At 76.1% G+C, this 12,605-nt stretch carries 13 protein-coding genes; 4 read left to right on the forward strand and 9 right to left on the reverse strand.

Going from position 1 to position 12,605, the window contains the following annotated elements:
- Positions 1 to 89: 89 nt before the first annotated feature.
- The 4 genes from mshC to QC029_RS22115 all read right to left on the reverse strand — a co-directional run bounded on the left by mshC (position 90) and on the right by QC029_RS22115 (position 3,851).
- A complete protein-coding gene (gene mshC, locus QC029_RS22100; RefSeq protein ID WP_279557486.1) occupies positions 90 to 1,319 on the reverse strand; it encodes a cysteine--1-D-myo-inosityl 2-amino-2-deoxy-alpha-D-glucopyranoside ligase in 1,230 nt (409 codons plus the stop codon).
- 229 nt (positions 1,320 to 1,548) lie between these two features.
- Positions 1,549 to 2,460: an SCO1664 family protein gene (locus QC029_RS22105; protein WP_279557487.1), complete on the reverse strand. Its 912-nt coding sequence runs from the start codon at positions 2,458 to 2,460 to the stop codon at positions 1,549 to 1,551.
- Positions 2,424 to 3,014 (reverse strand): DUF3090 domain-containing protein, encoded by a 591-nt coding sequence (locus QC029_RS22110; RefSeq protein ID WP_279557488.1) that lies wholly within the window; start codon positions 3,012 to 3,014, stop codon positions 2,424 to 2,426. Before QC029_RS22110 ends, QC029_RS22105 begins: the two co-directional genes overlap by 37 nt.
- Before the next feature lie 132 nt (positions 3,015 to 3,146).
- Complete coding sequence (locus QC029_RS22115; protein ID WP_279557489.1) at positions 3,147 to 3,851, reverse strand: histidine phosphatase family protein; 705 nt, start codon at positions 3,849 to 3,851, stop codon at positions 3,147 to 3,149.
- 143 nt (positions 3,852 to 3,994) lie between these two features.
- Here QC029_RS22115 and corA point away from each other — a divergent pair, with 143 nt between their 5' ends.
- Positions 3,995 to 4,987 carry a magnesium/cobalt transporter CorA gene (gene corA / locus QC029_RS22120; RefSeq protein WP_279557531.1) on the forward strand — a complete coding sequence of 331 codons (993 nt, stop codon included), beginning with the start codon at positions 3,995 to 3,997 and terminating at the stop codon, positions 4,985 to 4,987.
- Here corA and QC029_RS22125 read toward each other — a convergent pair.
- Positions 4,965 to 5,792 (reverse strand): ferritin-like domain-containing protein, encoded by an 828-nt coding sequence (locus tag QC029_RS22125; protein ID WP_279557490.1) that lies wholly within the window; start codon positions 5,790 to 5,792, stop codon positions 4,965 to 4,967. The two genes, corA and QC029_RS22125, sit on opposite strands and share 23 nt — an antisense overlap.
- A 290-nt stretch (positions 5,793 to 6,082) precedes the next feature.
- On the reverse strand, positions 6,083 to 7,135 hold the full coding sequence (locus tag QC029_RS22130) for an LLM class F420-dependent oxidoreductase (RefSeq protein WP_279557491.1): 1,053 nt from the start codon (positions 7,133 to 7,135) through the stop codon (positions 6,083 to 6,085).
- Between the two features lie 75 nt (positions 7,136 to 7,210).
- On the opposite strand from QC029_RS22130, the gene QC029_RS22135 reads away from it, so the two are divergent.
- Together QC029_RS22135 and QC029_RS22140 are read left to right on the forward strand one after the other, a co-directional pair.
- On the forward strand, positions 7,211 to 8,194 hold the full coding sequence (locus QC029_RS22135; RefSeq protein WP_279557492.1) for an aldo/keto reductase: 984 nt from the start codon (positions 7,211 to 7,213) through the stop codon (positions 8,192 to 8,194).
- A gap of 98 nt (positions 8,195 to 8,292) precedes the next feature.
- Complete coding sequence (locus QC029_RS22140; protein ID WP_279557532.1) at positions 8,293 to 10,278, forward strand: helix-hairpin-helix domain-containing protein; 1,986 nt, start codon at positions 8,293 to 8,295, stop codon at positions 10,276 to 10,278.
- Between the two features lie 13 nt (positions 10,279 to 10,291).
- On the opposite strand, the gene QC029_RS22145 is transcribed toward QC029_RS22140, so the two are convergent.
- Positions 10,292 to 11,023 carry a hypothetical protein gene (locus QC029_RS22145; protein WP_279557493.1) on the reverse strand — a complete coding sequence of 244 codons (732 nt, stop codon included), beginning with the start codon at positions 11,021 to 11,023 and terminating at the stop codon, positions 10,292 to 10,294.
- A 47-nt stretch (positions 11,024 to 11,070) separates the two neighbouring features.
- On the opposite strand from QC029_RS22145, the gene QC029_RS22150 reads away from it, so the two are divergent.
- Positions 11,071 to 11,259, forward strand: coding sequence for a DUF5703 family protein (locus QC029_RS22150; RefSeq protein ID WP_279557494.1), 189 nt, complete (start codon positions 11,071 to 11,073; stop codon positions 11,257 to 11,259).
- A gap of 88 nt (positions 11,260 to 11,347) precedes the next feature.
- Here QC029_RS22150 and QC029_RS22155 read toward each other — a convergent pair whose 3' ends face one another.
- A complete protein-coding gene (locus tag QC029_RS22155; protein WP_279557495.1) occupies positions 11,348 to 12,199 on the reverse strand; it encodes a chaplin in 852 nt (283 codons plus the stop codon).
- A 155-nt stretch (positions 12,200 to 12,354) separates the two neighbouring features.
- Positions 12,355 to 12,588, reverse strand: coding sequence for a chaplin (locus tag QC029_RS22160; RefSeq protein WP_279557496.1), 234 nt, complete (start codon positions 12,586 to 12,588; stop codon positions 12,355 to 12,357).
- Positions 12,589 to 12,605 lie beyond the last annotated feature (17 nt).

A 12,605-nucleotide genomic window follows, 5' to 3' on the forward strand; every position in this document is an offset into this window, starting at 1 on the left:
CTGAGCGCACGCCCCACGACGGGGGCGCCCGCCGGACGGCGGGCGCCCCCGTGGTGTCACACCGTGTTCAGGGAGTGCTCAGGGCGTGCTCAGAGCGCGACGCCCAGCAGGGCGTCCACGGCCCGCGAGACCAGGCCGGGCGCTCCGGCGTCCGTCCCGCCGCCCTCGCGCTGGCGCTCGGCCCAGCGGTCGACCGCGGCCAGCGCGGCGGGGGCGTCGAGGTCGTCGGCGAGGGCCTCGCGGACCTCCTCCACCAGCGCCTCGGCCGGCGGCCCGTCGGGGCGGGAGACGGCGGCGCGCCAGCGCCCGAGCCGGGCCGTGGCCTCGTCGAGGACGGCGTCCGTCCACTCCCAGTCGGTGCGGTAGTGGTGGGCCAGCAGCGCCAGGCGGATGGCGGCCGGGTCGGTGCCGTCGTTGCGCAGGGCGCTGACGAAGACCAGGTTCCCCTTGGACTTCGACATCTTCTCGCCGTGGAGCGCGACCATCCCGGCGTGGACGTAGGAGCGGGCGAAGGGGTGCCGCCCGGTGAGCGCCTGGGCGTGCGAGGCGCCCATCTCGTGGTGGGGGAAGGCCAGGTCGGAGCCGCCGCCCTGGACTTCGAAGCCCATGCCGAGGTGCTCCAGGGCGATGGCGACGCACTCGATGTGCCAGCCGGGGCGGCCGGGGCCGAGCGAGCCGCCGTCCCAGGAGGGCTCGCCCTCGCGGGCGGCCGTCCACAGCAGCGGGTCGAGCGGGTTCTTCTTGCCGGGACGGTCCGGGTCGCCGCCGCGCTCGGCCGACAGGTGCCGCATCGTCTCGGCGTCCAGGCCGGAGACCTCGCCGAAGTGGGGGTCGGAGGCGACGGAGAAGTAGACGTCGCCGTCGAGGTCGTAGGCGGCGCCGGCCTCCCGCAGTCTCTCGATGACGGGGACGATCCGGGGTATGGCCTCGACGGCCCCGACGTAGTGCTTCGGCGGGAGCATCCGCAGGGCGGTCATGTCCTCGCGGAAGAGGGCCGTCTCGCGCTCGGCGAGCGCCGTCCAGTCCTCGCCGGTGGCGGCGGCCCGCTCCAGCAGCGGGTCGTCGACGTCGGTGACGTTCTGCACGTAGTGGACCTGCCGCTTGGTGTCGAGCCACACGCGCTGCACGAGGTCGAACGCGTTGTAGGTCGCCGCGTGCCCGATGTGGGTCGCGTCGTACGGCGTGATGCCGCAGACGTAGAGGCGGGCGACGGGGCCGGGGGCGAGGGTCACCCGTCCGCCGGTCGCGGTGTCGTGGAGGCTGAGGTCGCGGCCCTGACCTGGCAGGGCGGGCACCTCGGAAGCGGGCCAGGCATGCATGGTCATGAGCGTAACCGGCACACGGTGATGCCCACGAACGGGATGTGCGCAATGGCCGGAACGGTGCGCCGCGGCCGGGGCGGCCCGCTTGACGGCCGGTCGGACGGCCCCTCCGGCGGATCCTCGCGGCGGGCCTCCGGCCGCCCGCCGGCGGCCCTCCGGGGTCTTCCGGCCGCCCTTCCGGGGGCCTTTCCGGGGCCCGCCTGACCGGCCCGGCGCGGCGGCCCGGTCAGACGGGCGGCCAGGGGATGGCGGGCCAGTCGCCGCCGGGCAGCGGGTGGCGTCCGGTGCCGATCAGGGCGTCGGTCCGCTTGCGCAGGGCGTCCAGCTCGGCGGGGGTGATCAGTTCGGCCAGCCGGGTGGCGAGCGGGCCGCCGTCGGCCAGCGCGGCGGACAGACCGCGCAGCGGCTCCAGCGTCCCGTCGGGCAGCGGCTCGCCCGCCCAGCCCCACAGCAGGGTGCGCAGCTTGTCGTCGGTGTGGAAGGTCACACCGTGGTCGATGCCGTACAGCCGCCCGCCGGGGGCGGTCAGCAGGTGCCCGCCCTTGCGGTCGGCGTTGTTGATCACCGCGTCGAGGACGGCCAGCCGGCGCAGCCGCGGGTCGTCGGCGTGCACCAGCAGAGCGGTGCGGCCCTCCCCCACGTCGACCGGGCCGACGGGCTTCCAGCCCGGCCCCGGCTCCCCGCCCTCCACCAGCGCGAGCAGCCCCGCGGCGGCGGGCTCGTCGCCGTCCTCCTCCGGTCCGTCCGGCCGGGGCCCGATCCACAGCTGGCACATGCCCTCGCCGTACGGGCCGTCGCGCAGCACGGTCGGCGGGACCAGGTGCCAGCCCAGCGCCTCGGAGACCTCGTACGCCGCCACCTCGCGCTGGGCGAGGGTGCCGTCGGGGAAGTCCCACAGCGGGCGCTCCCCGCGCACCGGCTTGTAGACGCAGGGCACCTCGCGCCCCGCGCCGGCGACGGTGCAGTACAGCACCGCGTTGGAGGCGTCGCGGAGTTGCCCGCGCACCGTCAGCTCGCCGCGGGCCAGCAGTTCGGCCGCCATCTCGTCGGCCGCGGCGTCGGGCGTCACGTCAGGCGTCGCGTCGGGCGCAGCGTCGGGCGTCACGGCCGGCGGCGGTATCCGTTCTGGCGCGGGCATACGTGTCCCTCCGGGTCGAGCGGCAGACTGCACAGCGGGCACGGCGGCCGGCCGGCCCTGACGACCTCCATGGCACGTTTGGCGAAGGCCCGGGCCATGGTGCCGCTGATCCTCACCCGCAGCACCGGCGGGCCGTTCTCGTCGTCCCGCAGCAGCCTCTCCTCGGCCTCGGCGAGGTCCTCCTCGGAGTCCGCGTCGATCTCGACGAGGGCCTGCGCCTCCACGATCACGCACTCGTCCTCGCCGTCCCAGGCCAGCGCCATGGTGCCGACCCGGAACTCCTCCTCCACCGGGGTCCGGAGCGGGGCGTTGTCGGCGGTCTCGGCGGGCGCGACGGCCGGGACCGGGGCGCTGCCGCCGGTCCGCCGCACGACCTCGTCCAGGAGCTCGTCTATGCGCTCGGCGAGCGCCTCGACCTGCGCCTTCTCCAGGGCGACGCTGGTGGTGCGGCCGGCCGCGGACGCCTGGAGGAAGAACGTCCGGCGGCCAGGCAGCCCGACCGTGCCGGCCACGAAGCGCTCCGGTGGGTCGTAGAGGAACACCTGACGGGACACGTCCTGCTCCATCGGGTCGACTGCTGGGACACTGGCACCCTACTGCGCCCGGCGATCACCGTGCCGACCACCGCGCTCGCCACCGTGTCCGGGCCGGGTGCGCGGACGGCGCGGACGGTGGGCGGGCGGGGTCTAGGCGCCGCCTCCGACGACCGCGCCGCCGTCGCCGTCCGCCGCCGGGGCGCTCTGCGCGGCGTCCGCCTCGCGCGGGGCGAGCGAGGCGAGGTCGCCGGTGTCGCCGAGCCGCAGCAGGAAGGGCCGCAGCGGGGTGTAGCGGATGGCGGTGACCGAGCAGGGCTCGACGTGGATGCGCTGGAAGAGGTCCAGGTGCATGCCGAGGGCGTCGGCGACCAGCGACTTGATGATGTCGCCGTGCGAGCACATCAGGTACGTGGCGTCCGGGCCGTGCTCCCGCCCGATCCGGTCGTTCCACTCCCGTACGGCCTCCACCGCCCGGGCCTGCATGCCGCGCATCGTCTCGCCGCCGGGGAAGGCCGCGGCGGAGGGGTGCTGCTGGACGGTGGCCATCAGCGGTTCGTCGTTGAGCTCGGCGAGCTTGCGGCCGGTCCAGTCGCCGTAGTCGCACTCGCCGATGCGCTCCTCGGTGTGCAGCGGGAGCTCCGGCCGGGTGCGGGCCAGCGGCGCCAGGGTCTGGCGGCAGCGCTCCAGCGGGCTGTGGACGGCGGCGGACAGCGGGAGCGCGGCCAGGCGTCCGGGCAGGGCGGCGGCCTGGGCGGTGCCGAGTTCGTCCAGGTCGACGCCGGGGGTGCGTCCGGCGAGCAGTCCGGAGGTGTTGGCGGTGGACCGGCCGTGCCGGACGAGGAGCAGCGTGGGCATGGCAGCCAGCGTAGGCGAGGACGGCGGAGGTGAGGAGGGGAGGGCCGGAGCGGAGGAGAGCCGAGGAGAGCGGAGGGGAGCCGGGGGGGGGGAGCCGAGGGGAGGGGACGGCCGCCGCGTGCTCCGGTGCGCGGAGGGGGAGAATCGCCGGTGTGATTGTGGACTGTGCGATCTACCGGGAGGGGCGGCGCGCCGAGGGGCCCTCCGGCCTGACCGAGGCGCTGGAGGCGGCTCGCGCGGACCGTGACGCCTTCCTGTGGATCGGGCTGCACGAGCCCGCCCAGGAGGAGTTCGACCAGGTCTCCGCGGAGTTCGGGCTGCACCCGCTGGCGGTGGAGGACGCCCTCTCGGCCCACCAGCGCCCCAAGCTGGAGGTCTACGAGGACTCGCTGTTCCTGGTGCTCAAGCCGGTGGACTACGACGACGAGGCCGACACCGTCGCCACCGGGGAGCTGATGCTGTTCGTCGGCGACTCCTTCGTGGTGTCGGTGCGGCACGGCGGGACCAACCCGCTGGGCTCGGTGCGCGAGCGGCTGGAGCGGAACCCGGGTGTGCTGCAGCACGGTCCGACGGCCGTGATGTACGCGGTGAGCGACGCGGTGGTCGACCACTACATGGACGTGGCCGCCGAGCTGCAGACGGACCTCGAGGAGCTGGAGGAGGAGGTCTTCACCCCCGACGGCCCGGCCCGCGGCACCATCGCGGGCCGCATCTACGCCTTCAAGCGCCAGGTGCTGGAGTTCCGCCGGGCCGCGGGGCCGCTGGCGGAGCCGATGGAGCGGCTGGCGGGCAGCGGGGTGCCGTTCGTGCACGACGACTCGCGTCCGTTCTTCCGCGACGTGAGCGACCATCTGACCCGGGCGAACGAGCAGGTGGAGGCGTTGGACCGGCTGCTGTCGGACATCCTGTCCGCCTATCTGGCGCAGGTGGGCGTCCGGCAGAACGACGACATGCGCAAGATCTCGGCGTGGGCGGCGATGGCGGCGGTCCCCACCATGATCGCCGGGATCTACGGGATGAACTTCGACCACATGCCCGAGCTGACCCACCCGCTGGGCTACCCGGGGGTGGTGGTGGCGATGGTCGCCGTCAGCGCGGGCCTGTACCGGCTCTTCAAGCGCCGGGGCTGGCTGTAGCGGCCCTCTCGGGCGCCGTCCCCGGCGCGCTCCCGGGCACGGCGCGCGCGGCGCCGGGCGCGGGCGGGTCCAGTCGTACGGCGCGGCGCCAGCCGGCCAGCCGCTCGTAGGCGTACCGGGCCTGGACGCGCGCCTCCAGCGCCACCGACCTGGTCATGCGCCAGCCCAGCAGGTGGCCGGTGTGGGCCAGTACGGCGAGGCCGGCGTCGCGGTGGGCGCGGATCTCCGCCAGCGCGTTCTCCCGCAGCACCAGGTCGACGGCGGCGCCGTGCCCGGCGCGGGCGAAGCGCAGCAGCTCCTCGCGGCACCAGGCCAGGTGCTCCCGCTTGGTGCGGGAGACCTCCCGCACCGCCCGGCCGGCCCCGGGGTGGCCGGCGGCGTGCCCGGCGAGCACGGCGAGCCAGGCGGCGGCGCGGGCCGAGGCGACGTGCCCGTGCGCGAGGTGGGCGATGACGTCCCGCTCGTTCAGGGGCTCGCCGCGGCGCAGCTTGGCGTGCGCCAGGCAGCCTCCCCGCCGTTCCAGCAGCGCGGCGTGGTCCGCCCCGGGCGGCACCTCGACCGGCTCCAGGCCGCGGGCGGCGGGCAGTGCGGCCAGCAGCCGGGCGTGCCGCTCCTCCAGGTCGCCGAACCGGGCCATCGCGGGGGCCAGGTCGCGCCGGCCCTCCGGGACGAGGGCGGCGATCCTGCGGTTCTCCCGTCCGTTGCGGGCCTCGGTGGCGGCGGCCAGGGAGCACAGCAGCCGGAAGGAGGCGTCGTTGCCGAGGACCTCCCGCACCAGGTCCCTTCTCCAGAGCCTCCAGGGCATGGCCCGACACCTCCGTGGACATATCCGCAGAAGTCGAGTCAAACGGTACGGATGGGCGGCGGCAACAGCACACCGTCCCGCCTGCGCCGAACGGAGGTGCCCACCGCGCCGGGCGTAACCCGCGCGCGGCCGGGCCGTTGTGCCGGGGGACGGCCGTGGCGGGGAGGACCCCGAGCCCCCACCACGGCCGCGGGCACGTCCCGGTGCGGGGCGCGGCCGGACCCGCCGTCCGGCCGCGCCCCGCACGGCGGTTCCGGGAAGGCGGGGGCCGGGGGCCGGGGGAGGAACCGTCAGGAGGCGGTGCCGGACCGCTCCAGGGCCTCCACGCCGGCCCGCAGCGAGGCGATCCGCTCCTCGAGGGTGAAGCCCGCCGGCGCCAGCGACAGCGTGGTCACCCCGGCCTCGGCGTAGGCCCGCATCCGGTCGGCGATCCGCTCGACCGGGCCGAGCAGCGTGGTGGAGTCGATGAGCCGGCGGGGCACGGCGGCCGCGGCGCCCTCCTTGTCGCCGGACAGGTACCGCTCCTGGATCTCGGCGGCCTCCTTCTCGTACCCCATGCGCTGGGCGAGCCGGTTGTAGAAGTTCTGCTTGCGGCTGCCCATGCCGCCGACGTACAGCGCGGTGTACGGGCGGAAGGTGTCGGCCAGGGCGTCGATGTCGTCGCCGACGGCCAGGGGCACGGTGGGCACCACGTCGAAGCCCTCCATCGTCCTGCCCGCCTTCTCCCGCCCGGCGCGCAGCGCGCCGAGCGTGGTCTCCTCGGCGTGCTCGGGGGCGAAGAAGATCAGCAGGGCGCCGTCGGCGATCTCGCCGGTCTGCTCCAGGTTCTTCGGGCCGATGGCGGCGATGTAGAGCGGGACGTGCTCGCGGACGGGGTGGACGGTCAGCTTCAGCGGCTTGCCGGGGCCGTCCGGCAGCGGCAGCGTCCAGTGCTCGCCGGCGTGGGTCAGGCGCTCGCGGGACATCGCCTTGCGGATGATCTCCACGTACTCGCGGGTGCGGGCGAGCGGCTTGTCGAACCGCACCCCGTACCAGCCCTCGGAGACCTGCGGGCCGGAGACGCCCAGGCCCAGGCGGAAGCGCCCGCCGGAGAGCGTGTCGAGGGTGGCGGCGGTCATGGCCGTCATGGCGGGGGTGCGGGCGGGGATCTGGAAGATGGCCGAACCCACGTCGATCCGCTCGGTCTGGGCCGCCACCCAGGCCAGGACGGTGGGGGCGTCGGAGCCGTAGGCCTCCGCGGCCCAGCAGACGGAGTAGCCGAGCCGGTCGGCCTCCCGGGCCACCGCGAGATTGTCGGCGTCCATGCCGGCGCCCCAGTAGCCGAGGTTGATGCCGAGCTTCATCCGCGTCCCCTTACCGATCGGTAACGTGCCCGTCGCCGGGACTCTAGCGCGCGGCCGCAAGTACTCTCAACGCCCATGGAGCACAGGCACGTGGGCCGCACCGGCCTCCGCGTATCCCGGATCGGGCTCGGTACGCTCACCTGGGCGCGGAACACCGGGGAGAGGGAGGCAGCCGACCTGCTGAAGGCCTTCTGGGAGGCTGGCGGGACGCTGGTGGACACCGCCGACGTGTACGCCGACGGCGGGGCCGAGTACCTCCTGGGGCGGCTGGTGCAGGACCTGGTGCCCCGGCGGGACCTGGTGATCGCCACCAAGGCGGGCGGCGTGCCCGACCCCGAGCGCCGCTTCGACTGCTCGCGCGGCCATCTGCTCGACGCGCTGGACGCCTCCCTGGAGCGGCTGGGCACCGACTACGTGGACCTGTGGCAGGTCCACGCCTACGACCCCTTCACCCCTCTGGAGGAGACCCTCCAGGCCCTCGACACCGCGGTGGGCAGCGGCCGCGCCCGCTACGCCGGGGTGGCGGGCTTCTGCGGCTGGCAGCTGGCCAAGGCCGCCTCCTGGCAGCTCGCCGCCCCGGGCGCGCGCACCCGGCTGGCCAGTACGCAGATGGAGTACTCCCTGCTCCAGCGCGGTGTGGAGCGGGAGGTGCTGCCGGCCGCGCTGGACCTGGGGGTCGGGCTGCTGCCGTCCTCGCCGCTGGGCCGGGGCGTGCTCACGGGCAAGTACCGGCACTCCACGCCGCCGGACTCGCGCGGGGCCTCGGAGCGCCTGGCGCCCTTCGTGGCGCCCTACCTGGACGACGCGGCGGCGCGGATCGTCGACGCGGTCGCCATAGCCGCCGACGGCCTGGCCGTCACCCCGCTCCAGGTGGCGCTGGCCTGGGTGCGCGACCGGCCCGGGGTGGTCGCGCCGGTCATCGGCGCGCGCACGTCGCAGCAGCTCACCGAGGCGCTGTCAGTGGAGAGCCTTACGCTTCCTGACGAGATCTGCCGGGCGCTGGACGACGTGTCGGCCCCGGTGCACCGCTATCCCGATCACGACTGGAGCACGCTGTGACCGCGTCCGGCGCCGGCAACGCCGATCAGACCGACCAGGCCGGTCAGGCCCCGATCGCCCCGGCCGCCCCGGCCGGCCGGGACAAGGCCGCGGAACTCATGGCCGCCGTGCGCGCCGTGGAGAGCGGCGAACGCCCGGCCGCCGAGTTCTTCGCCGAGCCGAAGCCCGCGCCCCGGCCCCGTCGCACCGCCCCGGCTCCCCGGCCCGGCGCCGCCCCCGGCGGACCGCGGACGGCGCCGGGCGGCGGCCCGGTGGCCGTGCCCGAGGGCGTCGCCGCGCTGCTGGCCGAGGGCGGCGCGCCCGGGGCCCTGGGCGCGCGGGTGGTGGAGACCCTCGGCGAGGGCGCCGAGGAGGTGCTGCGCTCGGATCCGTGGGAGCTGCTGGCGGTCCCGGGCGTGCTGCCGGAGCAGGCGGACGGCTTCGCGCGGGCACTGCTGGGGTCCGGGTGCGGTCCGGGCGACGAGCGGCGCGCCCGGGCGCTGACGGTGTGGCTGCTGGAGCGGGCGGCGCTGGCCGGGCACACGGTGCTCGGCCCGGAGGCCCTCGCCGAGGGGCTGGCCCGGTACGGCGTGCCGGATCCGGACGCGGCGGTGGGCGAGGCCGTCGACGCGGGCGCGGTGCTGGCCTTCGAGGACGCCGCGGAGGACGCGGGCGCCGGAGGGGCCGGAGCTGCCGGGAGGGCCGTCCCCGAGGCGGACGGGGAGGACGCCGACGCGGACGGGGAGGGCGGCGAGCGGCCCGTACGGCTGCTCCTCGGCCTGGACCGCCACGCGCTGGCCGAGGAGAGCCTGGCCGAGGGCCTGGCCCGGCTGGGCAGCACCTTCACCCCGCCCGACGAGAAGGACGCGGTCCGCTGGGAGGAGGCCGCCGGCCGGGCGCCCGGCCCCTCCGCGGCCGAGCTGGTGCGCGCCGCCGCACGCAGCGGCCTGGTCGCGCACACCGGCGGCGAGGCCGCCCGCGCCGAGCCCGCGGCGCTGGTGGCCGCGGCCCGGTCGCTGGGGCTGCGGGCGTACGCCGCCGCGCACAGCGAGGACGGCAGGCGGCGGCTGGCGGAGCTGCTGGACGCCGGGAGCGGCGACGGGGGCGAAGGCGGTGACGGCGGACCGGACCCGGCGGCCGTCACCGTCGACGGGCTGCTGGCCGGGCGGGAGGGCCCCGGGCGCGACGAGGAGGGCGCGTACGCGCTGGACCTGCTCGCCGTGCTGGACGCCCCCCAACTCGACGCCGAACGCGCGGCGATGCTGGTCGAGGCGCTGCCGGACGGCGCCCGGCTGGTCCTCAGCGGCGATCCGCGGGTGCTCGGCGCGGCGGGTCCGGGCCAGGTGCTGGCCGACCTGCTCGCGGCGCGCGTCTGCCCGCAGGTGGTCTCCCGCACCCCGGATCCGGGGCCGGTCGGCGAGCTGGTCTCGGGCATCGGGATCGGCGAGCTGAACCGGGTGGAGGCGCCCGGCCGGGAGGTGGTGATCGTCCCGGTGCGCGACGCCGGGGAGGCGGTGCACCGCACCGTGCAGCTCGTCGCCGACTCGGTGCCGCGCGCGCTCGGGGTGCCCGCCGAGCGGACGCAGGTGATCACGCCCGGCCACGGGGGCGCCGCGGGCACCCGCGTGCTCAACGCCGCGCTCAAGGAGCGCCTCAACCCCGGCCCCGGCCGGTTCGGCGGCTTCGACCCGGGGGACCGGGTGGCCCACTCCCCCGCCCCCGGGCACACCGCGCTGGGCACGGTGGTCTCGGGGGACGAGGAGGGCCTGCGCCTGGACTGCTCCGGCCGCGCCGTCACCGTCCCGCGCGAGCGGGTGGCGCAGACGGTGCGGCACGGCTGGGCCCTCACCGCCCACCAGGCCGTCGGTACGCGCTGGCCGGCGGCCGTGGTGGTGCTGCCGGGCGACGCCGCCCCGGTCCTCGACCGGTCCTGGGTGTACACGGCGTTCGGCCGCGGCGAGCGGCATCTGTCCGTGGTGCACGGCGTGGACCAGGCGCTGCCGCGGGCGGTGGCGGAGGTCCCGGCCCCGGAGCGCACGACCCGCCTGCGCACGCTGCTGCGCGCGCAGGCCGTGGCGGCACCGGGGCCGGACGCGGCGGGCTAGCGGCCGGCGGGCCCTACCGGGCCGTGGGCCCCCTCAGCCGGCGGCCCGGGCCGCCGGCTGAGTCGTCCTCCTCGTCCCCGTCGTAGAAGCCGTCCTCCTCGTCGAAGACGGCGCTGACGTCGAAGCGGCAGACGACCCGCTCGGGATCGGCTCCCTCGAAGGGCGAGCCCAGCCACTCCCCGGGCTCGGCGGGCTCGTCGCCCGCGATCACCCAGAGCGTGGAGTCGCCCTCCTCCAGACCGAACTCCTCGTGCCGGGTGGCGATCTCGTCCGGCTCGTACTCGCCGAACAGCACGCTGAGCGCGGCGTGCACCCCGCTCCCGGCGAAGGGGCCCTCCAGCGCGTCCTCGTCCGCGTCCGCCGAGTCCGGGTCGAGCGCGGTGACGCGCTGCGCCTGGGCCATCAGCCGCTGCGGCTCCACGACGGTGTAGTCGCGGCGGACGAGGACGCTGAGGGAGCCGGGCTCCTCCGGTCCCGCGTAGGCGGGCATGCTGTCGCCGCTCGGGATCTCGAAGGGCGTGACCTCGTCGTAGGCGTCGTACAACAGCTCGTCGTACGCCTCGCCCGCCGCGGCGAGTTCGTCGAAGGCGGCGTGGACGGCGGCCTCGGCCCGGGCCGCCCCGGCGCCCGAACCCCCCTCGGCAGACCGTCGTTCGACGGCTTCGAGGTGACGGTCCAGCGCGGTCTTCAGCGCTTCGGCGGCGGCTCGTACCTCGGCAGCACTGGGCTGCGCAGCATCAGACATAGTGCAGACGCTATCCGTACCGGGGCCCTGCACGCACAATAGATGTGATGCCGGAATACGAATTTCGCGATGTGTACGTCCCGCGCGGGGTCTCCCGCAAGGCCACCACACGCCTGCTGACCGAACACGCCGAGTACGGACACTGGGAACTGGACCGCCTGAGGCTCAACTCCGACGGCAGCCGCCGGGTGCGGCTGCGGCGGCGGATCATCCGCCAGCTGCGCGCCACCTGGTGACCCGGAAGGCGAGGGAGCGGACCCCGGCCCCGTTGTGGGGGCGGAGTCCGCTCCTCGCCGTGCGCCGGGTCGTGTGCCGGGACGTCGGTCAGCCCCGCACGGCGCGGGCGCGCCGGTAGAGCAGGGCGCCGCCGAGCAGCGCCCCGGCGCCGACCGGGACCATCGTGCCCAGCCCGAGCCCGCCGGTCTGGGCCAGCTCGCCGCCCATGACCTGGGGAGCGGGCTTCCCGGGGGCCTCGGCACGGGGCTCGTCCCCGCCCCTCGGCTTCTCGGGACCGGGCTTCTCGTGTCCCGGCTTCCCGGGACCGGGCTTCTCCGGCCCCGGCTTCTCGGGACCGGGCTTCTCCGGCCCGGGCTTCTCGGGTCCGGGCTTCTCCGGCCCGGGCCGCTCCGGCGCCGGCCCGCGGTCGTCCACGTTGGCGCACTCGTTGCCGAAGGCCGGGTTGAGGGCGCCGACCGCGTTCACGGAGTTGCCGCAGACGTTCACCGGCGCGTGCACCGGGACCTGGACGGTGTTGCCGGACAGCACGCCCGGCGAACCCGCGGCGACGCCCTCGGCCTCGGCGCCGCCCTGGCCGCCGTGCTGCCGGGTGTGACCGCCGTCGTGCTTCCGGCCGCCGTCGGAACGGCCGCCCTCGTGGTGGCCACCGCCCTCGTGGTGACCGCCGGGGTACTCGTGGTGGCCGCCCTCCTGGGAGCCCACGTTGGCGCACTCGTTGCCGAAGGCCGGGTTGAGACCGCCGCCGGCCGTCACGGTGTTGCCGCAGGCGTTGACCGGCGCGTGCACGGGAGCCTGGACGGTGTTGCCGGACAGCACGCCCGGCGAACCCGCGGCGACGCCCTGGGCCTCGGCGTCCGCGTGGGCGTGGCCGCCCGCCATGGCCAGCACGCCACCGGCCGCGGCGATGGTGATCAGGCCCTTCCTTGTGACCTGTCGCATGTGTACTTCCCCTTGCCCTCTACTGTGCGGGTGGCTTGCGATCGCGGGCGAAGGGCACTCCTCGTCCCCCCGCCCGCCGAAACGGAGGCCCCGGAGCGCATGGCGCGCACTCCGGGGCCGCCGTGCGTCAGGCCCTCACGGGCCCGGACGCGACGTCAGTCGTTGACGCAGAAGTTGCCGAAGGCGGGGTTCAGCAGCCCGATCAGGGTGATCGTGTTGCCGCAGGCGTTCACCGGAATGTGGATCGGCGCCTGGACCACGTTGCCCGAGACGACACCGGGGGAGCCGATGGCAGCGCCCTGGGCACCGGCGTCGGCGGCGGCCACACCCGCACCCGCGAGCACGAGACCACTGGTGGCAGCCGCGACGGCGACGACCTTCTTGATCATTCTTCCTCCTTGTTGGC

Source organism: Streptomyces sp. DH37 (genome assembly GCF_029813835.1).
GTDB lineage: Bacteria > Actinomycetota > Actinomycetes > Streptomycetales > Streptomycetaceae > Streptomyces.